This window comes from Mesorhizobium sp. ESP-6-2 (assembly GCF_020164675.1).
Taxonomy (GTDB): domain Bacteria; phylum Pseudomonadota; class Alphaproteobacteria; order Rhizobiales; family Rhizobiaceae; genus Mesorhizobium.
Map to the genome: position 1 here is coordinate 240,251 of NZ_JAIUGT010000004.1, position 22,154 is coordinate 262,404.

Consider the following 22,154-nt stretch of genomic DNA (forward strand, 5'->3'; position numbering starts at 1 on the left):
CTCGGCTGGCCGCTGTCACCCTTTCCAGAAATTTTGGGCGTCCTGTCGGGACGGGATGATCCCACCCGTCCTTGGATCAAAGATTCCATGAACCGAACGCAGCGCTGAAGCGACCCACGCTCAGGCAGAGAGCTATTGGCTGAACGACCATGAAAACGGCATCGACATTCCTGCAAGTCCTCGCGCTCAGCGCCTGCTCCGCGCAGGTTCACGGCACCTTTTCGATGCCGGGCGTAAGGCAGGCATTGCGGACGATGGCCGGCCCGAGCGGCCAAATCCTGTCGCCCGTCAACGCCTCTCTCGAGATGACGCATGCCTGAGGCTCAGGCCGCGAGCCCGCCAGCCTGGGTGAGCAGGAAGGCCTCGCCGCAGGCCTTCGCCAGATTGCGCACCCGCAGGATATAGCTCTGCCGCTCGGTGACCGAAATCACGCCGCGTGCGTCGAGCAGGTTGAAGACGTGGCTGGCCTTGATGCACTGGTCATAGGCAGGGAAGACCATGCGGTGCATCGGCAGGTTGTCGTTGGATGCCGGCGCGCCGGCATCAAGCAGCGCCTTGCACTCGGCCTCGGCATCCTCGAAGTGACGCAGCAGCATCGCCGTATTCGCATATTCGAAATTGTGGCGCGAATATTCCTGCTCGGCCTGCAGGAAGACATCGCCATAGCTCACCTTGTCGGCGCCTTCGCGGCCGTTGAAGTTGAGATCATAGACATTGTCGACGCCCTGCACATACATGGCCAGCCGTTCCAGACCGTAGGTGAGTTCGCCGGCAACCGGCGCGCACTCGATGCCGCAGACCTGCTGGAAATAGGTGAACTGCGACACTTCCATGCCGTCGCACCAGCATTCCCAGCCAAGCCCCCAGGCGCCGAGCGTCGGACTTTCCCAGTCGTCCTCGACGAAGCGGATGTCATGCAGCAGCGGGTCGACGCCGATCGCCGCCAGCGAACCGAGATAAAGTTCCTGCAGATTGGGCGGGTTGGGTTTCAGGATCACCTGATACTGATAGTAATGCTGCAGCCGGTTCGGGTTCTCGCCGTAACGACCGTCCTTGGGGCGGCGCGAAGGCTGGACGTAGGCGGCGTTCCAGCGCCTCGGTCCAAGCGCCCGCAGCGTCGTTGCCGGATGGAAGGTGCCGGCGCCGACCTCCATGTCGTAGGGCTGGAGGATCACGCAGCCATAGTCCGCCCAGTAATTGTGCAAAGTCAGGATCAGCCCCTGAAAGGAGCGGCTGGGATGCATATGGGCGGGGATTTCAATTGTCACGGTGGCCTCGGCTGCAAGGGCTGACTTGCGGCCCCGTCCTAGAGACACGGCGGCGAAGCGTCAAGCAAGGCGCGGGCCTCGCGAGGCCTTTGCAGGATGTCGAAGGGTTTGCCAACGACTGGCCCATTGCCGACCCATGGCGCCTGCGATCTGTTGGCCCTCACGCCACCGTGTCCGAAACATCAGGTACCGCCATGCCCGACCCGATCGCCATTCGTCCCGTCACACGCAAGGATTTCGACCAATGGCTGCCGCTGTGGAACGGCTACAATGCGTTTTACGGCCGTTCGGGCGAGACTGCGCTGGCAAGCGAGATCACCGCCATGACATGGTCGCGCTTCTTCGACGCCTATGAGCCGGTGCATGCGCTGGTTGCCGAAAGCGAGGGCCAGCTTGTCGGCCTTGTCCATTACCTCTTTCACCGCAGCACCACGGCGATCGCGCCGAACTGCTACCTGCAGGATCTTTTCACCGACGAGACCCTGCGCGGCAAAGGCATCGGCCGGGCCCTCATCGAGGGCGTCTACGAGCGGGCGCAGGCGGCCGGTTCGGGCCGGGTGTACTGGCTGACGCACGAGACCAATCACACCGCCATGAAGCTCTACGATAGCATCGGCGAACGCTCGGGCTTTGTCGTCTACCGCAAGCTGTTCTGACACTGCTGCCAACGAAAACGGGGCCCGACAAGGGCCCCGTTCGCAAGCAACATCATTTCATCTTAGCCCTTCGGCGCGGCCGGCGCCGGCTTGACCTTAGGAGTTTCCTGCGCCGTGTTGGACTCGATCGGCGGCAGGCCCTTCATCAGCTTCTGCTGCAAGGCGGCAAGCACGTCGGGATCCGGCTTCAGGTCGCGCGCCTGGTTCCACTGGAAGGTGGCTTCGAGCTTGCGGCCGACGCGCCAGTAGGCGTCGCCGAGATGGTCGTTCAGCACCGGATCTTCCGGCTTCAGCGACACCGCGCGTTCCATTTCGCGCACAGCGTCGTCGAACCTGCCGAGGCGGAAATAGGCCCAGCCCAGCGAATCGACGATGTAACCGTCGCTCGGCCTGAGATCGACGGCCTTCTGGATCATCGCCAGGCCTTCCTTCAGGTTCATATTCATGTCGACCCAGGAATAGCCGAGATAGTTCAGCACCTGCGGCTGGTCGGGCTGTAATTCCAGCGCCTTGCGGAAATTCGGCTCGGCCTTCGGCCATTCCTTCAGCCGCTCATAGGCGATGCCGCGCTGGTAGAAGATATTCCAGTTGGCGGCGGTCGGCGTCTTCAGCGCCTCGACAGCCTTGTCGTAGAGATTGGCGGCGGAACGGAAATCCTCCTTCGACGAATAGACCCCACCAAGCGCCAGATAGGCGCGCATGTCGTTGGGATGCGCATCGACGAAGGCCTTCAGATGGGTGATCGCCTCGTCATGGCGGTCGAGATCAGCCAGGTTGAGGCCAAGCTGTAAGTCCGAAAGCTCCTTCAGCGGCGAGCTATCCGGTATCCGTCGGTAAAGCGCGATGGCCCCCTCGCCGTCCTTCAGCTGTTCGGAAACGGCGGCAAGCTGCACAAGGGCGGCATCGCTGTCGGGCTTCAGCGCCAGCGCATATTGCAGATAGAGCCTGACGAAAGGCTCACCGCCGCCGCGATTGAGCGCGGTCGCCAGATCGAGCAGTATCTCGGAGGCTCCGTCGGACGGACCGGCAACGAAAGGCGGGATCTTGTCACCCTTGCTGATCCTGTCGCGCAAGGCGACGATTTCCAGCTTGCCCGGCGAAAACGCCTCGGCCTGGTCGAGCACCGATACCGCCTTGGCCGTGTCGCCCTTGCGGGCCAGGAATGAGGCATAGGCCTGCGCATTGCGCATCCAGGTTTCGGGAGCCGCACTGCCGGCGGCGGTGTCCTGCATGGTCGCGGCGTAGATCGCGTCGGCCTTCTCAGGCATGTTGGACGCGTCGGCAATCAGCGCGCGGTGGAAGGATTTGAACAGGCCGAACCAGTCCGGCCCCTGCAGCTTGTCGATGAATGCCATCGCCTCGCTGGGGTCGCCGGCGCCCTCTTGGGCCCAGCCGGACATGACGCCGGAGATCAGCCGGTCGAGATCGGATTCCAGCGACAGCTTCAGCCAGTACTGCGCCTTGGAAAAATCCTTCTTGTGGAAGGAATCCACCGCCAGCGCCAGACGCGAGAACCGTTCGACGTCAGGAACTTCCTTGAGCTTGTCGGCATAGACAAGGGATTCGTCGAAGCGTCCTTGCGCGATCAGCGACAGCATCAGGCTCTGCTGCAGGCCCGTATCGCTCGGATCGAAGGCCAGGGCCTGCTTGTAATAGGCGATGGCGTTGTCGAGGTCGTTGTCACCTTCGGCGATCCGGGCAGCCAGATAGGCTCCCGAGAAGGATGTGATCTTCACCGGTTCGGTGGTCTGCTTGGCATAGGCCGGCAGCGCCGAAATCGCCATGCCCGTCACAAGTGCCAGCCTTGTCAGCCAGCGCGCACGTCCCTGCTGCATCGTATCCCTTTCAGCCAGGCGCCATCTCCGCGTCAGCGGGATCGACGTAGATTCGATCTTTCGGAGAAAAGCATGGCCTTTTTGGGGTCACGCTTCAATCTTCCTCGAATTCACAATCGGGTCACCCGATTAACAAACCATGCCGGCAAAGAACGGTTTTCAGCCCGAAACCGGCGCATCGGCGTCAGGAGTTGCCCGGCAGGCGGAGCGCCGCAGGCGTGCGCCCTGGTATCCGCCCGACGCCACCGCGCTGCACAGGCCGTTCCATTCGCAGCACTGGCAGGTCCGGCGTGAGGCCGGCCAAGAAGGCCTGCGGCATCCGCGCCAGCTATTTCGCCCTGCCGCGCGGGAGCGCCATCAGCGTGGCGGCGCCAAGCGCCGACTTGAGCAGGCCGCCAAGGACGAACGGCAGGAACCCGAAGACGACAGCCTTCTCAGCGCCGATGATGACGGCGAGCCACGCCGTGCCAAGGGCAAGGCACAGCAGGTTGCCGAGCAGCATGGCGACGAAGGCAAGCACGCCCCTCCCGCCGTTCCAGCCGCGCTCCGCCAGCCAGCCGACCAGCGCGCCGACAACCGGGAAGGCGAAGAGATAGCCGCCCGTCGGGCCGATGAAATGCTGTACGCCGGCGGCCCCGCCGGCCAGAACCGGGAAGCCAACCGCACCCTCGACCAGCCAGGCGGCGATGGTGATCGCGCCCAGCCGCCAGCCATAGAGCGCGCCGACCAGCGTCACGGCGAAGGTCTGCATCGTCACAGGAACCGGCACCATCGGCACCTCGATATAGGAGGACAGCGCCAGGAAGAACGTGCCGAGCACGACGGCGCCCGCCTGCCAGCCGAGCGATCGCTCCTGAAGCCGGAGCGGGCTGAAGGACGGTTTTGCGGACGAGAACGCGATGTCGGTCATAGGGACTCCCTTGGTCGATCCAAAATTATAGATAATTTCTGCCTTCGATCTATTATCGAAGCCACAATTTTCGGACGAAGGCAAGGCATGCCTTGCGCAAGGGCGGTTAGCCCACGATCGCGAAGGCCTCTCGCGTGGTGCCGGAGGCTGTCCTGACCGGCTTGCGGCCAATCCATTGCACGTGCCGCCCCAATGTCGCCGCGGCCGATTCGGTGTTGCCCTGCCGCAAGGCGGCCAATATCGCCCGGTGGTCCTGATCGGTGCGGGTCTCCCATTCCGAGCGCCATGCGGCGAACAGGAAACGGGCGCTTGCGGCGTGCAGGTCATCGATGGTGGCGAGAAGACGCGACATGCCGCATGGCGCCAGGATCAACCGGTGAAAGGCGCGGTTGGCTTCTTCCCACGACCTGACGTCCCGGGATTTGTCGCCGGCCTTGGTGGCCTCCTCGGCCCGGTCGAGAATAGCCGAGGTCAGATGCGGCGCCGCATGGTGGAGCGCCAGCACTTCGAGCGCGGCCCGCATTTCGGCGACCTCCTTGACCTCGCCGAGGTCGAAAGCCGCCACGCGCACGCCGCGGCGCGGTTCGCTGACGGCCAGGCCTTGCGCCTCGAGACGGCGAAAGGCCTCGCGCACGGGAACATGGCTGGTGTTAAACTCCTCGGCGACATGGTCCTGCCGCAGCCGCGCGCCCGGCTCGATCGCGCCCGAGATGATGCGATCCGCCAGAACCTTGCCGATGCGCACCGCGATGGTGTCGTCCGTGCCCTTTGCCATGTTTTATAGATAATTTGCAGCCGGACAGCTTGTCGAGGCGGCGGAGACGGATTCACGGATTTCTCCCCAGCACGAGCCAAAGGAGAGCTGCGTGAAAGGCAGCGGCTCAGTTCACCCGGCTGATGCAGAAATCGATGACGTCGATCAGCGCCGATTTCTGCGGCGTCGCTTCCAGCGGCGCCAGCGCGTCGCGGGCGATCTCGCCGAAATGACGGGCACGCCCGATCGTGTCGGCGATCGCGCCGTGGTGGGTCATCAGCCCGATCGCCTTTTCGAGGCCGGCGTCATCGGTGACATTGTCCTCGATGGCGCGCTTCCAGAAAGTGCGCTCGGCCTTGCTGCCGCGCCGGTAGGCGAGAATGACCGGCAGCGTCACCTTGCCCTCGCGAAAATCGTCGCCGACATTCTTGCCGAGATCCTTGCTGGTGCCGCCATAGTCCAGCGCATCGTCGATCAGTTGGAAGGCGAGCCCGAGGTTCATGCCGTAGGAGCGCAAGGCGGCGCGGTCGTTGCGCGTCGCCTGGGCGATGACGGGGCCGACCTCGGCGGCAGCCGAGAACAAGGCCGCGGTCTTGGCCTTGATGACGGCGAAATGCTCGTCCTCGGTGGTCTCCAGGTTCTTGGCGGCGGCAAGCTGCATGACCTCGCCCTCGGCGATGATCGAGGCCGCGCTCGACAGGATGTCGAGCGCCTCCAGCGAACCGACATCGACCATCATGCGGAATGCCTGGCCGAGCAGGAAGTCGCCGACCAGCACGCTCGCCTGGTTGCCCCAGATCATGCGGGCCGTCTTCTTGCCGCGTCGCATGCCGCTCTCGTCGACGACGTCGTCATGGAGCAGCGTCGCGGTGTGCATGAACTCGACCGATGTGGCGAGCTTGACGTGGCCCTCGCCGGCATAGCCGAACATCTGTGCGGCGGCGAGCGTCAGCATCGGCCTGAGCCGCTTGCCGCCCGACGAGATCAGGTGGTTGGCGACCTCCGGGATCATCTCGACATCGGATCCGGCCTTCGAGAGGATCAATTCGTTGACGCGCCCCATGTCGGCCGCCGTGAGGTCGATCAGATCCTTGATGGAGGCGGGTTCCCGCTTTCCGTTTTCGATGTTGAGAACGACACCCACGACAAACTCTCCCGTCTGATGTAACGCGTGCGACGGCACCCTTAGTTCCGTTACGGACTCTAGGGCGGCGAACGCTGCCACGGCAAGTGGCGAATTGGCGCGGCTACTCTGGTTTCGGGCCCCGCATGCGTTTACATCAACGCGGCAAACTGAGAGTTTCGTCCGATGATAGAGCTCATTCGCACCAACGACGCCGTCATCATCTCCTTCGTCGAATCGCTGATGCGCGATGCCGGCATCGGCTGCTTCGTGGCCGACCAGAATATGAGCGTGCTCGACGGCTCGCTCGGCATCCTGCCGCGGCGCGTCATGGTCGACGCCGACAAGGCCGACGCGGCGCGGCGCATCCTGACGGATGCCGGCATCGCCAACGAGATCCGCCAAAAATAATGTCCGCCGCGCCAGCCGCCCTCGCCCCGGACACGCCGGCCCACACGGTCGATGCCTTCCATCGCGGCCGGTTCTGGCTGGTGCAGCCCAAGCATGGCGGCCATCGCGCCGGCATGGACGCCATGATGCTGGCGGCTGCCGTGCCGTCCTCGTTCGGCGGGCGTCTCGCCGATTTCGGCGCCGGCGCCGGTGCCGCGGCACTTGCCGTTCTGGCGCGCTGCCCGACGGCCCGGGCCGTGCTGGTCGAACGCGCGCCGGAAATGGCGGCTTTCGCCGCGGCCACGCTCGGGCATCCCGGGAACGCGCATCTGGCCGACCGCGCTTCGGTGCTCGTCGCCAATGTCGCGCTTTCGGGCCGCGCCAGGACGGCGGCCGGCCTCGGCGACAATGATTTCGATTTCGTCATCATGAATCCGCCCTTCAACGCCGCGCAGGACCGCGCCACGCCCGAGCGCTTGAGAAAGGAAGCGCATGTCATGGAGGACGGGCTGCTAGAGGGCTGGATCCGCAGTGCCGCGGCGGTGGTCAGGCCGCGCGGCGGGCTTGCCGTCATCGCGCGGCCCGAGCAACTCGGTTCGCTTCTCGATGCGATCGCGGGCCGCTTCGGCGACGCCGAGATGCTGGCCGTGCATCCCCGCCCCGATGCCGCGGCGATCCGCATCATCGTCAGGGCAACGCTCGGAGCGCGCGGCAAACTCGCCATCCGGCCGCCTTTGATGCTTCACGCGCAGACGGGCGACGGCCCGTCGGAACGGACGGAGATGATCAACAACGGCCTCGCCTCCCTGTTCGGAGATTGAACACAACCTGGCCGCGATGGCCGCGGCATTGCCGTTGGTCTTGAAATTCCTACATGCTGGCAACCCATCGAGCGGAGATCGACCTCAGTGAAACGCCTTTTCAACCGCCTGCTGCCGAAATCCTGGCGTTCCACAGTCGTCACCATTCCGGTCATCCGGCTGCACGGCACCATCCTGGCGGGCGGCGGCCCGTTCCGTCCGAGCCTGTCGCTTGCCTCCACCGCCGGCCTGATCGAAAAGGCGTTTTCCTTCGACGCGCCTGCGATCGCCATCTCCATCAATTCGCCCGGCGGCTCGCCGGTGCAGTCGCGGCTGATCTTCAAGCGCATCCGCGACCTGGCGATCGAGAAGAACAGAAAGGTGCTGGTCTTCGTCGAGGACGTCGCTGCCTCCGGCGGCTACATGATCGCGGTGGCCGGCGATGAGATTTTCGCCGACCCATCGTCCATCGTCGGCTCGATCGGCGTGGTCTCGGCCTCGTTCGGCTTCCCGGAGTTGATGAAGAAGATCGGCGTCGAGCGCCGCGTCCACACGGCGGGGCAGAACAAGTCGGTGCTCGATCCGTTCAAGCCCGAGAAGAAGGAAGACATCGAACGGCTGAAGGCGCTGCAGCTCGAAGTGCACGAAACCTTCATCGATCTGGTCAAGGAGCGGCGCGGCACCAAGCTCAAGGACGATCCCGACCTGTTCACGGGCCTGTTCTGGACCGGCAAGCGGGGCCTGGAGCTTGGGCTTGTCGATGCGCTCGGCGACATGCGATCCGTGCTCAAGACGCGGTTCGGGGCGAAAACTCAACTCAGGCTGATCTCGGCACCGCGCGGTTTGTTCGGCCGCTTCGGGCTGTTCGGCTCGAGCAAGGGCTTTTCGGCGCCCGATATTGCCGCCGCTGCCACCGGCGGCGTGATAGATGCGGCGCAAGAGCGCGCTCTGTGGGCGCGCTTCGGGCTTTGAAAACCCGGCAAAACCGTCTAGCATGAACCCCGAAGTTCCATGCATGTCGTTTTTCTCCAGAACCCGTCTTTGGACGACATGCGCCAACCGACCCGACCGGCCGCCCTTCGCCGGCCCAGCGTGGGAGGAGTTTTGATATGCCGCAGATCATTTTCTTCGCCGTCGTCGGGATCGCCGCCTATTTTGGCTACCGCACCTTTATCCGCGAGGCCGAGCGTGTAACCGCCAAGGTGCGGCGCACCGAAAAGCAGACGGCAAACGGCGCGATGGGGACGCTGGTGAAGGATCCGAAGACCGGCGAGTACCGGCTGGCCAAGGACTGATCCTCATTTCACTCGCAATCGAGAGCCTGGAATCCGGTCAGCGCGTCCGGATGTGGCCGGCGCCCGCCAAGATAAACCTTGCTCTGCACGTCACCGGCAGGCGCGATGACGGTTACCACCTGATCGAAAGCCTGGCGGTGTTCACGCGCTTTGGCGATAGGATCGAGATCGCGCTTGCCGAACGAGACGATTTCAGCGTGTCCGGCCGCTACGCTCCGGATGTTCCTGTCGACGGCAGCAATCTGGTGCTCAGGGCGCGCGACGCGCTGCGGCAGGCGGCCGGTCTTCGGAGCACGCCGCCGGTCGCCATCAGGCTCGAAAAGAACCTGCCGGTCGCCTCCGGCGTCGGCGGCGGATCGAGTGATGCGGCAGCGGTGCTGCGCGGCCTGGCATCGACCTGGCAACTCGACATCGACGAAGCCGCGCTGGCGCGGATCGGGCTTTCGCTCGGCGCTGACATTCCCATGTGCCTGGCGGCCAGGCCGCTGATCGCGCGCGGCATCGGCGAGGAGCTATCGATCGTGCCCGATTTCTCGGCGCTCGGACTGGTGCTGGTCAATCCCGGCAAGGCGGTCTCGACAGCCGACGTGTTCAACGCGCTGTCGCGGCGCGACAATGACGCGCTGCCGCCGCTGCCGCGCGTGATCGACTTCCACGGCCTGCGCAACTGGCTGGAGATCACGCGCAACGACCTTGAGCCCGCGGCCCGCGCCATCGAGCCCGCTATCGGCAAGGCACTTTCGGTGCTGAGCAAGGCCGGAGCCGGTTTTGCCCGCATGTCGGGTTCCGGCGCCACGTGCTTCGGCCTGTTCGAGACCGGCAACGTCGCCAAGCGCGCGGCCGCGGACATCCGCGCCCGGCAACCCGACTGGTTCGTCGCCGCGACGCGCAGCATGACGGCGGAGGCAGATGCCCATGGCCAGGACTGACGAGAACCGTTCTTTCATCCCCGTGCGCATCGCGGTGCTGACCGTTTCCGACACGCGCAGCCTTGCCGACGACAGGTCCGGCCAGACGCTGGCCGATCGTATCGCGGAAGCCGGCCACATCCTCGCCGCCCGCGACATTGTCACCGACGACCGCGACAAGATCCGCGACAAGGTTCTGGCGTGGTCGCGTGACAAGGACATCGACGTCGTCATCACCACCGGCGGCACCGGCTTCACCGGGCGCGACGTGACGCCGGACGCGCTGGAGCCGATCTTCGAAAAGCGCATGGACGGCTTTTCCGAGGTGTTCCACCGCATTTCCTACGACAAGATCGGCACCTCCACGATCCAGAGCCGGGCGACCGGCGGCGTCGTCAACGCCACCTTCGTCTTCGTGCTGCCGGGCTCGCCCGGCGCCTGCAAGGATGCCTGGGACGGCATCTTGAAGGCGCAGCTCGACTACCGGCACATGCCCTGCAACTTCGTCGAGATCATGCCGCGCCTGGACGAGCACCTGCGGCGCGGCATGTCGGCTCCGTGAAAGCCGAGGCAACGCGCTGGTTTCAAGCCGCGTTTGCCAGGCAGAACACCACCTTCGCCTTCGAAAGGCCATTCCAAACCGGATGCGGCAGGACGTATCGTCTCGCGGCGGCGGCCATCGCCGTTGACGACGGGATGGATGCGATGACTGTGCATAGTGGCGGGTGCCATTGCGGCAACATACGCCTTCGATTTTCAACCGAGCTCGATCCATCGAAAATCGAGGTCCGCGCCTGCCAGTGCTCGTTCTGTACCAGGCATGGCTCGCGCGCCGTCGCCGATCCGGACGGCAGGCTGATCATCTCAGTCAAGGACGTCCGGCGATTGAAGAAATACCGTTTTGGATTGGGGACGGCCGACTACCTGATCTGCGGCGAATGCGGCGTCTATACCGCTGCAATCGCCGGAGAGGACGATGCCAGAGCAATCGTCATCATCAACGCCCTGGACGATCGAAGGTGGTTCAGTCAGGAACCGATCCCTGTGGACTACGGCGCGGAAAGCAAGGCACAGCGCCAAGCCAGGCGTCGCCTTCGCTGGATGCCCGTCGAAATGCGCTTTAGCGAATAACCGGCTCGCCGTGGAAACGTCGGCGCCAGGGCCGCGAGACGCCGAAACCACTTCCATCATCAGCCGCGGCCTGCGCGCCGGCACCCGCGTGATCGGAAGCTAGCTGCGCGTCACATGTGCAACGCATGTAGACAGGGCAGCTGCAAAATCATTTGGACGGGCGGTGCTCTTGTTTTGCCGGAGCGGCCCAGATTTCGGCATCCAGCCGCTTGGTCGCCAGGCCGCGAGCGAGGGCCTCGGCGCCGCCGGCTTTTTTCGACAAGGACGCGGCCTGGCGCTTGCTGATCAGCAGCCCGTCGGCCAAGGCCCGATTTCCCGAGAAGATCCGGGCCAGGAATGGCGCGCGGCCGGCGCGTGTGCGTGAAAACCGCGCCGCCATGGTTTGCCTCGCGGTATGCGCAACGACCTCGTCGATCCATCCGTCGACCAGTCGCGCACCCGGTTCCAGCAGCAACAGCCAATCGCCCTTCGCATGCCGGATGGCTGCCGCGACCCCGTCGGTCGCATACTGGCAACCGGCATGCTCGGCGACGCGATGGGTCTGGTCGGTGGAACCGGTGTCGCAGACGATGACCTCGCGCACCACGCCCTCGACCGCGCCGCCAATCAGCGTCGCCAGCGTGCGGGCGAGGCCCTCCTCGTCATTGTGGGTCTCGATGAGAACGGTGAGCATCGTTTGCCGAATAGCGGAAAGCGGAACGCAGCGCCAGTTTTTGCGGCGCACCATAAAAAGTTCTTGCTTTGTTCTGGCCTGGTAAATAGGATTAAATTCATGAGCAGAGCGATTCGAAGCAACATGGACAGTCCCTGGGAGCGGGCGAAGATGGAACCGATCATGCGCGCCGACATTGCCGCCTTCGGAGCAGGACGAGCCGAGATGGCCAACGCGATGATCGAGCAGAGCGGCATGCGCGTGCGTCCGGACCGCAACCGCGGCCGGTCGGCAGGCATCAACCCGTCCGGTCGGTTCGAGCCCGTCAGCCGGCATGTCTTCGACGATGGCTGGAACTCGCTGGAGGAACTGCCTCCCTTCAAGACCGAGGTGCAGGTCGAGAAGCCGCGCACCATCATCACCCGCAATGAATCGCCCGACATCTCCTTCGACCGCTCGATCAATCCCTATCGCGGCTGCGAGCATGGCTGCGTCTACTGCTTTGCGCGGCCTACGCATAGTTTCATGGGCCTGTCGCCGGGGCTGGATTTCGAATCCAAGCTGTTCGCGAAGCCGGACGCGGGGCGCCTGCTTGACAAGGAACTGTCGAAGGACGGTTACCAGCCGCGGACCATCGCCATCGGCACCAATACCGATCCCTACCAGCCGATCGAGAAGCAGTACCGGATCATGCGCGAGATCCTCGAAGTGCTGGAGGCGCGCGGGCACCCGGTTGGCATCGTCACCAAATCCGCCCTGGTGACGCGCGATATCGACATCTTGTCACGCATGGCCGAACGGGGCCTCGCCAAGGTGGCGTTGTCGGTGACGACGCTCGACCGCATGCTGGCGCGCACCATGGAGCCACGCGCCTCGACGCCGACCAAGCGGCTGGAGGCGATCAGGCAGCTTGCGGATGCCGGCATCCCTGCTTCGGTCATGGTGGCACCGATCATCCCCGGGCTGACCGACCAGGAGATGGAACGCATCCTCGATTCGGCGCACCATGCCGGCGCACGCGAGGCGGGCTATGTCGTGCTGCGCCTGCCGCTCGAGGTCAGCCCGATCTTCAAGGACTGGCTGCTACGCCACTATCCCGACCGCTATCGCCATGTGATGTCGCTGATCCGCTCGATGCGCGAGGGCAAGGATTACGATTCGGAATGGGGCAAGCGCATGAAGGGCGCAGGTCCTTACGCCTGGCAGATCGGCCGGCGCTTCGAAATCACCGCCAAGCGACTCGGCCTCAATGCCGAGCGGCGCACGCTGCGGACCGACCAGTTCGTCGCCGCCGGCAAGGACCAGGAGCAGTTGATGCTGCTTTGAACGACCGCGGCTGTTTGCCGCCGTGGCGAAAAATCCCGTCCGGCCTGCCCCGGCCTGCAGACGGTGCCCTCCCGGTCCGGCGCCCCACCCGACCCGGAGGGACTTGCGGAGAATCAGAGCCGATGCGAACCTCGCCGCAACATGGCTCGCGCGCGTTCTGATTCTCCGCCTCTCTTCGAAATCGTCGAGAAACCCGATTTCTCCTTCGAGACGAAGGCGATGGCCGAAGGTCTGTGGCCAGTGGCGGGGATGGACGAGGCCGGACGCGGCCCGCTGGCCGGACCGGTGGTGGCGGCTGCGGTCGTGCTCGACCCTGCCAACATCCCAGACGGCCTCGACGATTCCAAACGACTCAGCCACTTGCAGCGCGAGGCGCTGTTCGTGCGCATCATCGGCTCCGCGCTTGGCGTGTCGATGGCCTCCGTCAGCGCCGAGGGCATTGACGGCAGCAACATCCTCAAGGCGAGCCTGGAGGCGATGCGCCGTGCGGTCGCCGGCCTGCCGGTGCGGCCGAAGCTCGCGCTTGCCGACGGGCGCGACGTGCCGCCGGGCCTGCCTTGCATGGGGCGCGCGCTGATCAAGGGCGACCAGCGCTCGCAATCCATCGCCGCCGCCTCGATCGTCGCCAAGGTGATGCGCGACCGCATGATGTGCGGCTGCGGCAGCCATCACCAGCACTACGGCTTCGAAGTGCATATGGGCTACGCCACGGTCCGCCATCGCACCGCGATCGAAACGCACGGGCCGGTGGCGCGGCTGCACCGTGTGTCCTTCGCGCCATTCAGGCTTGAAGGTGCCGAGGTGGTGGAAGAAGAAAGCTTCGCCGGGCTGGATTGAGCCGGCAGCGATAACAGCTGATCTCCCCCACGTGGGGGAGATTGGCAGCCTCGGCGCACCACCCAACAAAAAAGCCGCCAGGTTGCCCGGGCGGCCTTTTCAATTCTGCTGGTTGTCAGCTCAGTTCAGCTTCGCCTTCACATCGGCGAGCGAGGTCTTGAACAGGTCCGCTCCCGCCTTGGCGTCGATCTTGCCGGCGAGCAGCGTGCGAGCGGCTTCGACGGCGATGTCGACGGCACTGGCGCGCACTTCGCCGATCGCCTCGCGCTCGGCCTGACCGATCTTCTGTTCGGCGAGTGCGGTGCGCCGCGCGACGTAGTCCTCGGTCTTCTTGTGCGCCTCGGCGGCGAGCAGTTCAGCTTCGCGCTTGGCCGCGGCGACGATGTCTGCGGCCTCCTGCTCGGCTTCCTTGCGCTTGCGCTGGTATTGGCCAAGCAGCTGCTGGGCCTCCTCACGCAGCCTGCGCGCTTCGTCGAGCTCGCTGCTGATCCTGGCGGCGCGGGCATCGAGCGCCTTGGCGATCAGGCGGGGCACCTTGATGTAGATGGCGATGCCCAAAAAAATGACCAGGGCGATCGTGGCCCAGAGCGTTGCAAGAGATGTGGCGTCCATGATGCGCTCCTCACCCGGCCACGGATTTGACCGCGGCCGCGATCTCGGCCTTGCTGGCCTTGCCGCCGACCAGCGCCTCGACGATCGCCGAAGCAGTGTCCTCGGCGATGCTGCCGACTTCCTTCATGGCGTTGGCCTTGATGGAAGAAATGCGCGCCTCGGCCTCGCCAAGCTTCTCGTCGAGCGCCGCCTCGATCTTCTTGCGCGCGGTCTCGGCCTCCGCCTTGGCCGCGTCATTGGCCTGCTGGCCGATGGCATTGGCGTTCTTCTTGGCTTCCGCCAATTCCTGCTCGTAAGCAGCAACGGCGGCGTCGGCCTCGCCCTTCAACTTCGCTGCCTGATCGAGATCCTGGCTGATGCGATCGTTGCGGACATCGATGATGCCGCCGACGCGCGGCACCACCACCCTCTTCAGGAAGAGGTAGAAGAGCCCGAACGTGATCGCCAGCCAAAGAAGCTGCGACGGAAACGTCGCCGGATCGAATGGCGGAAACATGCCATGCGCTTCGGCAGGCACGCTGGTGCCGGAATGCGTGTCGCCTTCCGTCGCAGCGTGGCCTGCCTCGGTGGCAGGCGCGGACTCTTGCGCAAAGGCAGATGTCACGAACATGGACTATCCCCTGATATCAGACCCGCCGCTCTCGCGGCCGGCCTGTCCAATCTTCCCATAGCTTCGCCAAACGGCGGCTCAGCCAAACAGGGGCTCAGCCGAACAGGGCCAGCAGCGCGATGAGAAGCGAGAAGATGCCCAAAGCTTCGGTCACGGCGAAGCCGAAGATCAGACGGCCGAACTGGCCATCGGCGGCCGACGGGTTGCGCAGCGCGCCCGAGAGGTAGCTGCCGAAGATGTTGCCGAGGCCAATGCCCGCGCCGCCCATGCCGAGGCAAGCGATGCCGGCGCCGATGTACTTTGCTGCTTCTACGTCCATTTGTTCAACTCCTTTGGATCTGAAATTCCGTTGCGATTCCATTCCGGCGGCAATGTTGGAAACTCTTGCGCCGGAAACTTTTGATTAGTGCCCCGGGTGCAGGGCGTCGTTGAGATACATGCAGGTCAGCACCGCGAAGACATAGGCCTGAAGGAAGGCGACCAGCAGTTCGAGCGCCGTCAACGCCACGGCCATCGCCAGCGGCAGAACCGAGCCAGCGACGCCGACCGCGCCCAGCGCCGAGAGGCTGACGACGAAGCCGGAGAAGACCTTCAGCGTGATGTGCCCGGCGAGCATGTTGGCGAACAGACGAACCGAGAGGCTGACGGGGCGCGAGACGAAGGAGATCACTTCGATCAGCACCACCAGCGGCAGCAGGAACACCGGCACGCCGTGCGGCACGAACAGCTTGAGGAAACCAAGGCCGTGCTTGCCGAAACCGTAGACAATCACGGTGCCGATAACCAAGACGGCGAGGCCGAAGGTGACGATGATGTGGCTGGTGACGGTGAAGAAATACGGGAACAGGCCAAGCAGGTTGGCGACCAGCACGAACATGAACAGGGAAAACACAAAGGGAAAGAACTTCATGCCCTGCGTGCCGGCGGCGTCGCGCAACATGTTGCCGACGAATTCATAGGCCATTTCGGAGATCGATTGCAGCCGGCCGGGAACGAGACTGCGGCTCGACGTCGTCAGAAACAGAAATGCCGCGGCGACAACCACGGTCGCGACCATGAACAGCGCCGAATTGGTAAAGGACAAGTCGTAACCGCCGATATCGATCGGTATCAGCTTGTTGATATGGAACTGGTGGATCGGATCGACCTTGTCAGCTGCCACGTTCAAACCCCGTCAGTGCCGCATGCGGCCTTGTTACCATGCCGCCCGTCGAAAGGCGGCTATTTCCAAGTGCCGCCTGAACGGCGATCACTTGCTGTCGTCGCGGCCAGAGCGCGATTTGTCGCCCTGTCCGAATTCCGCCACAACGCCTGCCGAACGCATGACATTGAGCACGCCCGCGCCAAAACCAAGCAGCAGAAACACGATCAGACCCCATGGCGATGTCCCCGCCAGACGGTCGATGATCCAGCCGATGGCGGCACCGACCACCACCCCGGCGATGAACTCGCTGGACAGCTTGAGTGCCTGACCGTACCCGGTCACTGGTTTCGCGTCTTTCCCCTCGAGCCGGTCCGGCCGTCTTGTCGCAAGCGATGCTTCAAGTTCACGCCGGCGGCGCTCAAGTTCGTCGTCGCGGATGGCGGCTTCGTGCTGCTTGCCGCGGCCGGTTTCTCCGGTTCCGCCTGGCCCAGTTTTGTCGGCCATCGCAACCCCCCTGCCCGGGCAGACCGTCACCGTCCGTCCGCTTCTAAAGTCGCCGGCAACATAGTTAGAGGGTTTGCGCCCGTCAAGCCACGGGCGGAAGTTCCTTACCATGTATTTTATACAATGAAATCAAGGTAGTAGCGAGGTGCGACATCGTGCCCGCCATGGCGGCGTGGACGCCTCGCGCGAATCCCCCGCGCGACGGCTCTTCGCGAGACCGCGCAGCCGTGCGAAAATATCGGCGGCTATCGGGCGTTCAGCTCCAGCCGCCGCCATAGGTGCGGTAGAAGATATGCAGGCCGATCTTGGTCATCTTCTGCATCGTGCGCGCCCAGCCCGGATGGACGTAATTGGCATAGTAGTGGGTCGACGAACCGACTTCGGGAATGAAGACCTTGCCGGCGGTCACCGCCATGCCGACATCCTGCGCGGTCTTGTAGGCGACCGGGTTGTCGATGCGTTTCTTCCTGCCGTCGCAGGCGAAGGAGAACTGGCAACGGTTGAACCAGCTGTCGTTCTGGTAGATGACGCCGCAGATCGAATTGGGATAGGCCGGATTGCGGACGCGGTTGAGGATGACCTGGGCGACGGCGGCCTGGCCGCGCACGGATTCGCCCCGCGCCTCGAAGTAGATGCCGTTGGCCAGGCATTTCTGCTCGGGCTTGGAGAAGACGCTCGCCGGAAGCGGATTCTGGATCCAAGAATGGTCGCCCTTGGCCATTGGCGGGATGAAACGGCCGCTATTGGGCTCCTCGTCCTGGAGCAGGGCCTCGAAGGGCGACGCCTTGGCATAATCGGGCGCGGCCTGGGCATAGGCCGTCGCCAGCACATCCGGATGGTCATTATTGACCAGGGCGGCGAGCATGGGCGACACGCCGGGATCCGGCTTCTTGTCCTCACGCGCATGGAATGCCGCGGCGATCTGGATTTCCTTGCCTTTGATGCGGGGTTTGGCGAAAGCCATCTTCAGCCCGCTGTCCATGCTGGGGCGCAGCAGGGACGAGGTGCGCTCGAAGATCGAGCCGGCGTTGAAGTTCTTCGGCGGGGCGACGGGAGAGATCTGGATGATGCGGCCCTTCTTGTCGGCGCGCACGATGCGGTCCTCGTCGGGCGTGGTGCCGACCTTGCCGCCCTTGCCGCGAAAGGAGACGGCGCCGACGCCGGGCAGGCGCACCCCCGATCCGGAGAGCGACCCCGTCACGGCGTCGTCGACGAACGGCATCTCGGCCGCATGGACCGATCCGGCGACGGATTTCTCGACATAGGAATTCCAGCGGGTCGGCGCCTCGAGGCCGGAGACGAGGCTCGTCATATCCTGGTAGGCGGAAACTGTCGGAAATCCGATCCAGATGCCGAGGCCGACGATGAAAGGCGCCACGAGGCTGCGTTTCTTCTCACCGGCGACGGCAACAAGGCGCGTCAAGACACGTCGATGCACGGAACTCTCTCCAGGAACGCTACTGACCCCACTGGAGAGCAAAATGATGCATTAACCTTGATGGGACGTTAACAGCTTCGATCGGGTTTTCCCGGTCGGCTCAGGGCTCGTGGTTGCGAAGTGGGGCGGTTTTGCGGCGGGACGGACACGCAGGCCGGCCGCAGGAAGATGGGCCATGCGATCAACGCGCACGCCGCGGCCGACAACCAGACGCCGGGCCAGGACCAGAGATGCAAGAGCCCGGGAATGGCCACCGGAACCAGGAAGAAGCCTATGAAAACGAAGCTGTTGGCGAGACTGAGCGCGGTGCCGACATGGCCGGCGCCGGCAAGCGTGGCAAGCTCGGTGTAGGCGACGCCATGCCAGGCGGAGACCAGGATGCCTGCGACAATCAGCATCACGGGAAGCGTGGCCATCACGACGGGCTGGCCGCCTGATATGGTCGGGCCGGCCAGGACCAGCAGCCAGAGCAGCGTGAAGGCAAGCGCGCTGAGCGCACTGCACAGGCGCAGGAACGGCCTGCGGTTGCAGTGGCGGTCGGTGAAGCGCCCGCTCCAGACGCGCATCGCCATGGCGCCGGTCTGCACGGCGGCGAGGCTTGCGCTGGTGGCCAAGGTCCCCATGCCGGCGAAGTCGTGCAGGAAGACCGATGCGAAGGTGAGTAGGGCCACTTGCGGAAAGCACAGCAGGCCGATGGCTGCTGCGATGCGCCAGACCTCGACATTGCGCAGCGGCGGCGGCCCGGCCAGAACGGGCGGCGCGGCCGAATCCTGCGTCGGCGGTTCATGCAGCCAGCGCCAGGCGAAGAAGGCGGATAGCACGGAGATGACGGCAAGCAGGCCATAGACCGCCGCGAAGCCATGCGTGGCGGCGAGCGAGGGCAGGACAAGAGCGCCCAGCCCGCCGCCAAGCGGCACCGCCGTCTGCCGGATGCTCATGGCGAAGCCGCGCTCGCCTTCGCGGAACCAGCCCATGATGGCGCGGCCGCTCGAACCGTTGACGCTGCCGCCGAGCAGACCGGTGACGAGCAAGGCGCCCGCCAGGACATGCACGCCCGGCACGCCGGACGAGGATGGAACGATGAGCAACGCCATCAGGAACAGCCACGCCGCCGTGGCGCCGAGCCCGGTCAAAAGCACACGGCGGTCGCCCCAGCGATCGGTGAGCAGGCCCCAGGGCAGTTCGCTGAGCGCAACGCCCAGACCGAGAAGGCCAAGCGCCAGGCCGAGCTGAGCGTTGCCGAGATGGTAGCCCTGCCGCATCAGCACCGCGGTTGCCGGTATGCCGGAGAAAGTAGCGGAAAAACCGGCATTGGCGGCGACGCCGATACCCAGCACCTTCCAGCGGTGGTTGGGCGTGAAGGTCCTGGAGCCGGAACCTGCGGCTCGTGGCGCCGACTCACAATCGGTGCGGGTGACGATGGCGGACATGGTTTCATTCCCGTTTGCGGCCCGGTGACCGGCCTTGACGGCGCATGTCTATCGCCATAGCTTTGTCCATAAAATCAGGAAGTTTTTGACACAAAATCCTGAAAAACGGGATTATCATGCGACGCGTGACATTCGACCTCGACGTCCTCAGGAGCTTCGTCACCGGAATGGAGCTTGGCAGCTTTGCCAAGGCGGCCGACCGGCTTGGCCGCTCGACCTCGGCGGTCAGCGCGCAGTTGAAGAAACTGGAGGAGCAGGCGGCGACGCCTATCTTCCGCAAGTCGGGACGCGGGCTGGCGCTGACGGAAGCCGGCGAGACCATGCTCGGCTATGCGCGGCGGCTGGTCGAGCTCAACGACGAGGCGGCCTCCGCCATCCATGACGTCGAGCTGGAAGGCTGGGTACGGCTCGGCCTGCAGGAGGATTTTGGCGAGGCGGTGCTGCCCGACGTGCTCGGCCGCTTCGCCCGTGCCCATCCCAAAGTCAAGATCGAGGCCCGCATCGCGCGTAGCGATGAGCTCGCGGAGCGGATCATCTCGGGCAGCCTGGACATCGCGCTTGCGTGGCACAGCGGCGCGACGCTGCCTTACAGCCAGCATGTCGCCGACGTGCAGATGCGCTGGATCGGCGCGGCAAAGCGCATCGAGACAAGCCTGCGCCATGGCGAGCCGCTACCGCTGGTCGCGCTGGAAGCACCTTGCCTGTTGCGCACGGTCGCAACCGAAACGCTCGACCGCGCCGGCCTGCCCTGGCGCATGGCCTTCTCCAGCCCGAGCCTTGGTGGCATCTGGGCGGCCGTCGCAGCCGGGCTCGGGCTGACGATCCGCACCGACGTCGGCCTGCCGGCCAGCGTCAGCGCGATGACGCCGGAGATTGCCGGTCTACCGGCTCTGCCGAGGATGGCGCTGTTCCTGCACCGCAGGGACGCCGAGCCCGAACCGGTGGCCGCCCGCCTCGCCGATATCCTGCTGGAAGCGGCGCGGCAGGCGCTACCGGAGGGCGCGCGGACGGATGAGAACCTGCCGAAGGTCGCGTAGGCTTTGGTTGTGCCCTCGGATCTACGCCGCGTCGGAGGGTCGGCGCCCTTCCCCAGGCTTCAGCGCTTCCTGGCCCGACCGGCGAACGGATTGTCGGATGTGCGGAGCGCCATGCGGATCGGCACGCCGGGCATGTCGAAGGCTTCGCGCAGGCTATTGGTGAGATAGCGGACGTAGGATTGCGGCATCGCATCCGGGCGCGAGCACGAGACGACGAAGCCCGGCGGGCGCGTCTTGGCCTGCGTGACATATTTGATCTTCAGCCTGCGACCGGCAATCGCGGGCGGCGGATGATGCGCAAGAATGCCTTCCAGCCAGCGATTGAGCCTGCCGGTCGAGACGCGGCTGTTCCAGACCTTATGCGTGCGGATGACGGCTTCCATGAGCTTGTCGAGGCCACGTCCGGTCTCGGCCGAAACCGTCACCGCCTGCATGCCGCGCGCCTGCGGCAAAAGCCGTTCGGTCTTCTCGCGCAGTTCGGCCAAGAGTTCCTGCGGATTGTCGATCAGGTCCCATTTGTTGAAGGCGATCACCGGCGCGCGGCCCTCGCGGATGATCAGGTCGGCGATTTGAAGATCCTGCTTCTCGAAAGGGATGGTAGCATCGAGCACGATGATGACGATCTCGGCGAAACGGATGGCGCGCAGGCCGTCCTGCACCGACATGACCTCGAGCTTTTCATGGATCCTGGCCTTGCGGCGCATACCGGCAGTATCGAACAGCTTTATGCGGCGGCCGCGCCAATCCCAATCGACCGAGATGGAATCGCGGGTGATGCCGGCTTCCGGTCCGGTCAAAAGCCGCTCCTCGCCGATCAGCGCGTTGATCAGCGTCGACTTGCCGGCATTGGGGCGGCCGACGACGGCGATGCGCATCGGCTTGGTGTCGTCATAGGCCGGCACCTCGTCGGCGTCGGGATCGGCGATGTCCTCGCCGATCAGCACCTCGCTGGAGGCGATCTCCTCGTCGTCATCTTCATCCTCGCCAAAGGCCCTCGCCTCGCCAAGGGCGGCGATCACCGCGTCGCGCAGGTCGGGCATGCCCTGGCCGTGTTCGGCCGAGACCGGGACCGGCTCGCCAAGCCCGAGCTCCCAGGCCTCCAGCATGCCGCCCTGCGCGCCCTTCGCCTCGGCCTTGTTGGCGACCAGCACGACCGGCTTGCCGGATTTGCGCACGATCTCGGCAAAGGTCCGGTCGTCCGGCAACAGGCCGGATTTGGCGTCGACGGTAAAGAAGATCAGATCGGCTTCACGGATAGCGATCTCGGTCTGCGCACGCATGCGGCCGGGCAGCGTCGAGGCGGCGGCATCCTCAAAACCCGCAGTGTCGATGACGTCGAAGTGCAAGTCGTAAAGCTTTGCCGCATGGACGCGGCGATCGCGGGTCACGCCCGGCGTGTCGTCGACAAGCGCCAGCTTCCTTCCCACCAGCCGATTGAAAAGAGTCGATTTGCCGACGTTAGGCCGGCCGATGATGGCGACTTTGAAGCTCATA

At 64.8% G+C, this 22,154-nt stretch carries 26 protein-coding genes; 12 read left to right on the plus strand and 14 right to left on the minus strand.

The features are described from left to right. Nucleotides 1-149: 149 nt before the first annotated feature. The gene (locus tag LB532_RS13640; RefSeq protein WP_181169303.1) at nt 150-320 is read left to right on the plus strand and encodes a hypothetical protein; all 171 of its coding nucleotides are present in this window, start codon (nt 150-152) and stop codon (nt 318-320) included. 3 nt (nt 321-323) lie between these two features. Here LB532_RS13640 and LB532_RS13645 read toward each other — a convergent pair whose 3' ends face one another. Next, entirely contained in the window at nt 324-1,244 is a 921-nt protein-coding gene (locus LB532_RS13645; RefSeq protein WP_181169316.1) for a glycine--tRNA ligase subunit alpha, read from the minus strand. 218 nt (nt 1,245-1,462) lie between these two features. On the opposite strand from LB532_RS13645, the gene LB532_RS13650 reads away from it, so the two are divergent. Further along, nucleotides 1,463-1,924 carry a GNAT family N-acetyltransferase gene (locus tag LB532_RS13650; protein WP_140638632.1) on the plus strand — a complete coding sequence of 154 codons (462 nt, stop codon included), beginning with the start codon at nt 1,463-1,465 and terminating at the stop codon, nt 1,922-1,924. Nucleotides 1,925-1,986: 62 nt separating this feature from the next. Here LB532_RS13650 and LB532_RS13655 read toward each other — a convergent pair whose 3' ends face one another. From LB532_RS13655 to LB532_RS13670, 4 genes are all read right to left on the minus strand, one after another. Then, the gene (locus LB532_RS13655; protein WP_140638631.1) at nt 1,987-3,759 is read right to left on the minus strand and encodes a tetratricopeptide repeat protein; all 1,773 of its coding nucleotides are present in this window, start codon (nt 3,757-3,759) and stop codon (nt 1,987-1,989) included. A 328-nt stretch (nt 3,760-4,087) separates the two neighbouring features. Beyond that, on the minus strand, nt 4,088-4,669 hold the full coding sequence (locus tag LB532_RS13660) for a biotin transporter BioY (protein ID WP_140638630.1): 582 nt from the start codon (nt 4,667-4,669) through the stop codon (nt 4,088-4,090). Between the two features lie 106 nt (nt 4,670-4,775). Beyond that, complete coding sequence (locus LB532_RS13665; protein ID WP_140638629.1) at nt 4,776-5,444, minus strand: GntR family transcriptional regulator; 669 nt, start codon at nt 5,442-5,444, stop codon at nt 4,776-4,778. A 106-nt stretch (nt 5,445-5,550) separates the two neighbouring features. Beyond that, complete coding sequence (locus LB532_RS13670) at nt 5,551-6,567, minus strand: polyprenyl synthetase family protein (RefSeq protein WP_140514769.1); 1,017 nt, start codon at nt 6,565-6,567, stop codon at nt 5,551-5,553. A gap of 165 nt (nt 6,568-6,732) precedes the next feature. Between LB532_RS13670 and LB532_RS13675 the strand changes: the two genes are divergently transcribed. The 7 genes from LB532_RS13675 (at nt 6,733) to LB532_RS13705 (ending at nt 11,070) form a co-directional block, all read left to right on the plus strand. Continuing rightward, nucleotides 6,733-6,957 (plus strand): DUF2007 domain-containing protein, encoded by a 225-nt coding sequence (locus LB532_RS13675; protein WP_135901951.1) that lies wholly within the window; start codon nt 6,733-6,735, stop codon nt 6,955-6,957. Then, nucleotides 6,957-7,757 (plus strand): methyltransferase, encoded by an 801-nt coding sequence (locus tag LB532_RS13680; protein ID WP_224556886.1) that lies wholly within the window; start codon nt 6,957-6,959, stop codon nt 7,755-7,757. Before LB532_RS13675 ends, LB532_RS13680 begins: the two co-directional genes overlap by 1 nt. A gap of 87 nt (nt 7,758-7,844) precedes the next feature. Further along, nucleotides 7,845-8,708 (plus strand): S49 family peptidase, encoded by an 864-nt coding sequence (locus LB532_RS13685; protein WP_140638627.1) that lies wholly within the window; start codon nt 7,845-7,847, stop codon nt 8,706-8,708. Nucleotides 8,709-8,845: 137 nt separating this feature from the next. Beyond that, nucleotides 8,846-9,031 carry a hypothetical protein gene (locus LB532_RS13690; protein WP_140497980.1) on the plus strand — a complete coding sequence of 62 codons (186 nt, stop codon included), beginning with the start codon at nt 8,846-8,848 and terminating at the stop codon, nt 9,029-9,031. A gap of 50 nt (nt 9,032-9,081) precedes the next feature. Then, on the plus strand, nt 9,082-9,960 hold the full coding sequence (locus LB532_RS13695; RefSeq protein WP_140638626.1) for a 4-(cytidine 5'-diphospho)-2-C-methyl-D-erythritol kinase: 879 nt from the start codon (nt 9,082-9,084) through the stop codon (nt 9,958-9,960). Continuing rightward, nucleotides 9,947-10,501 carry a molybdenum cofactor biosynthesis protein B gene (gene moaB, locus LB532_RS13700; RefSeq protein ID WP_140638625.1) on the plus strand — a complete coding sequence of 185 codons (555 nt, stop codon included), beginning with the start codon at nt 9,947-9,949 and terminating at the stop codon, nt 10,499-10,501. Before LB532_RS13695 ends, moaB begins: the two co-directional genes overlap by 14 nt. Next, nucleotides 10,498-11,070 (plus strand): GFA family protein, encoded by a 573-nt coding sequence (locus LB532_RS13705; RefSeq protein WP_140638624.1) that lies wholly within the window; start codon nt 10,498-10,500, stop codon nt 11,068-11,070. Before moaB ends, LB532_RS13705 begins: the two co-directional genes overlap by 4 nt. Nucleotides 11,071-11,218: 148 nt before the next feature. Here the strand turns inward: LB532_RS13705 and LB532_RS13710 are convergent, their stop codons facing one another. Further along, entirely contained in the window at nt 11,219-11,743 is a 525-nt protein-coding gene (locus LB532_RS13710; RefSeq protein WP_140638623.1) for a glycosyltransferase, read from the minus strand. Between the two features lie 150 nt (nt 11,744-11,893). Between LB532_RS13710 and LB532_RS13715 the strand changes: the two genes are divergently transcribed. Further along, complete coding sequence (locus LB532_RS13715; RefSeq protein ID WP_224556937.1) at nt 11,894-13,048, plus strand: PA0069 family radical SAM protein; 1,155 nt, start codon at nt 11,894-11,896, stop codon at nt 13,046-13,048. A 141-nt stretch (nt 13,049-13,189) separates the two neighbouring features. Continuing rightward, nucleotides 13,190-13,885, plus strand: coding sequence for a ribonuclease HII (locus LB532_RS13720; RefSeq protein WP_140638622.1), 696 nt, complete (start codon nt 13,190-13,192; stop codon nt 13,883-13,885). A 120-nt stretch (nt 13,886-14,005) separates the two neighbouring features. Here the strand turns inward: LB532_RS13720 and LB532_RS13725 are convergent, their stop codons facing one another. From LB532_RS13725 to LB532_RS13755, 7 genes are all read right to left on the minus strand, one after another. After that, nucleotides 14,006-14,497 (minus strand): F0F1 ATP synthase subunit B, encoded by a 492-nt coding sequence (locus LB532_RS13725; protein ID WP_140514758.1) that lies wholly within the window; start codon nt 14,495-14,497, stop codon nt 14,006-14,008. 10 nt (nt 14,498-14,507) lie between these two features. Beyond that, entirely contained in the window at nt 14,508-15,107 is a 600-nt protein-coding gene (locus LB532_RS13730) for a F0F1 ATP synthase subunit B (protein WP_140497966.1), read from the minus strand. Between the two features lie 94 nt (nt 15,108-15,201). Further along, nucleotides 15,202-15,426, minus strand: a complete 225-nt coding sequence (locus tag LB532_RS13735) for a F0F1 ATP synthase subunit C (RefSeq protein ID WP_140497964.1) — start codon at nt 15,424-15,426, stop codon at nt 15,202-15,204. 84 nt (nt 15,427-15,510) lie between these two features. Next, nucleotides 15,511-16,269, minus strand: a complete 759-nt coding sequence (locus LB532_RS13740; RefSeq protein WP_140638621.1) for a F0F1 ATP synthase subunit A — start codon at nt 16,267-16,269, stop codon at nt 15,511-15,513. Between the two features lie 87 nt (nt 16,270-16,356). Further along, entirely contained in the window at nt 16,357-16,755 is a 399-nt protein-coding gene (locus LB532_RS13745; protein ID WP_140638620.1) for an AtpZ/AtpI family protein, read from the minus strand. Between the two features lie 256 nt (nt 16,756-17,011). Then, a complete protein-coding gene (locus LB532_RS13750; RefSeq protein ID WP_140638619.1) occupies nt 17,012-18,193 on the minus strand; it encodes a cell wall hydrolase in 1,182 nt (393 codons plus the stop codon). Nucleotides 18,194-18,261: 68 nt separating this feature from the next. Then, the gene (locus tag LB532_RS13755; RefSeq protein WP_140638618.1) at nt 18,262-19,623 is read right to left on the minus strand and encodes an MFS transporter; all 1,362 of its coding nucleotides are present in this window, start codon (nt 19,621-19,623) and stop codon (nt 18,262-18,264) included. 116 nt (nt 19,624-19,739) lie between these two features. On the opposite strand from LB532_RS13755, the gene LB532_RS13760 reads away from it, so the two are divergent. Then, nucleotides 19,740-20,660, plus strand: coding sequence for a LysR substrate-binding domain-containing protein (locus LB532_RS13760; RefSeq protein WP_140638617.1), 921 nt, complete (start codon nt 19,740-19,742; stop codon nt 20,658-20,660). Nucleotides 20,661-20,719: 59 nt separating this feature from the next. Here LB532_RS13760 and der read toward each other — a convergent pair whose 3' ends face one another. Then, nucleotides 20,720-22,153, minus strand: a complete 1,434-nt coding sequence (gene der / locus LB532_RS13765) for a ribosome biogenesis GTPase Der (RefSeq protein WP_140638616.1) — start codon at nt 22,151-22,153, stop codon at nt 20,720-20,722. Nucleotide 22,154 lies beyond the last annotated feature (1 nt).

Bases quoted from the DNA above. Each gene is read 5' to 3' on its own strand.
- LB532_RS13640 (WP_181169303.1), top strand. From the start codon at position 150: ATGAAAACGGCATCGACATTCCTGCAAGTCCTCGCGCTCAGCGCCTGC.
- LB532_RS13645 (WP_181169316.1), bottom strand. From the start codon at position 1,244: ATGCATCCCAGCCGCTCCTTTCAGGGGCTGATCCTGACTTTGCACAAT.
- LB532_RS13650 (WP_140638632.1), top strand. From the start codon at position 1,463: ATGCCCGACCCGATCGCCATTCGTCCCGTCACACGCAAGGATTTCGAC.
- LB532_RS13655 (WP_140638631.1), bottom strand. From the start codon at position 3,759: ATGCAGCAGGGACGTGCGCGCTGGCTGACAAGGCTGGCACTTGTGACG.
- LB532_RS13660 (WP_140638630.1), bottom strand. From the start codon at position 4,669: ATGACCGACATCGCGTTCTCGTCCGCAAAACCGTCCTTCAGCCCGCTC.
- LB532_RS13665 (WP_140638629.1), bottom strand. From the start codon at position 5,444: ATGGCAAAGGGCACGGACGACACCATCGCGGTGCGCATCGGCAAGGTT.
- LB532_RS13675 (WP_135901951.1), top strand. From the start codon at position 6,733: ATGATAGAGCTCATTCGCACCAACGACGCCGTCATCATCTCCTTCGTC.
- LB532_RS13680 (WP_224556886.1), top strand. From the start codon at position 6,957: ATGTCCGCCGCGCCAGCCGCCCTCGCCCCGGACACGCCGGCCCACACG.
- LB532_RS13690 (WP_140497980.1), top strand. From the start codon at position 8,846: ATGCCGCAGATCATTTTCTTCGCCGTCGTCGGGATCGCCGCCTATTTT.
- LB532_RS13695 (WP_140638626.1), top strand. From the start codon at position 9,082: ATGTGGCCGGCGCCCGCCAAGATAAACCTTGCTCTGCACGTCACCGGC.
- moaB (WP_140638625.1), top strand. From the start codon at position 9,947: ATGGCCAGGACTGACGAGAACCGTTCTTTCATCCCCGTGCGCATCGCG.
- LB532_RS13710 (WP_140638623.1), bottom strand. From the start codon at position 11,743: ATGCTCACCGTTCTCATCGAGACCCACAATGACGAGGAGGGCCTCGCC.
- LB532_RS13715 (WP_224556937.1), top strand. From the start codon at position 11,894: ATGGAACCGATCATGCGCGCCGACATTGCCGCCTTCGGAGCAGGACGA.
- LB532_RS13720 (WP_140638622.1), top strand. From the start codon at position 13,190: ATGGCTCGCGCGCGTTCTGATTCTCCGCCTCTCTTCGAAATCGTCGAG.
- LB532_RS13725 (WP_140514758.1), bottom strand. From the start codon at position 14,497: ATGGACGCCACATCTCTTGCAACGCTCTGGGCCACGATCGCCCTGGTC.
- LB532_RS13730 (WP_140497966.1), bottom strand. From the start codon at position 15,107: ATGTTCGTGACATCTGCCTTTGCGCAAGAGTCCGCGCCTGCCACCGAG.
- LB532_RS13735 (WP_140497964.1), bottom strand. From the start codon at position 15,426: ATGGACGTAGAAGCAGCAAAGTACATCGGCGCCGGCATCGCTTGCCTC.
- LB532_RS13745 (WP_140638620.1), bottom strand. From the start codon at position 16,755: ATGGCCGACAAAACTGGGCCAGGCGGAACCGGAGAAACCGGCCGCGGC.
- LB532_RS13755 (WP_140638618.1), bottom strand. From the start codon at position 19,623: ATGTCCGCCATCGTCACCCGCACCGATTGTGAGTCGGCGCCACGAGCC.
- LB532_RS13760 (WP_140638617.1), top strand. From the start codon at position 19,740: ATGCGACGCGTGACATTCGACCTCGACGTCCTCAGGAGCTTCGTCACC.
- der (WP_140638616.1), bottom strand. From the start codon at position 22,153: ATGAGCTTCAAAGTCGCCATCATCGGCCGGCCTAACGTCGGCAAATCG.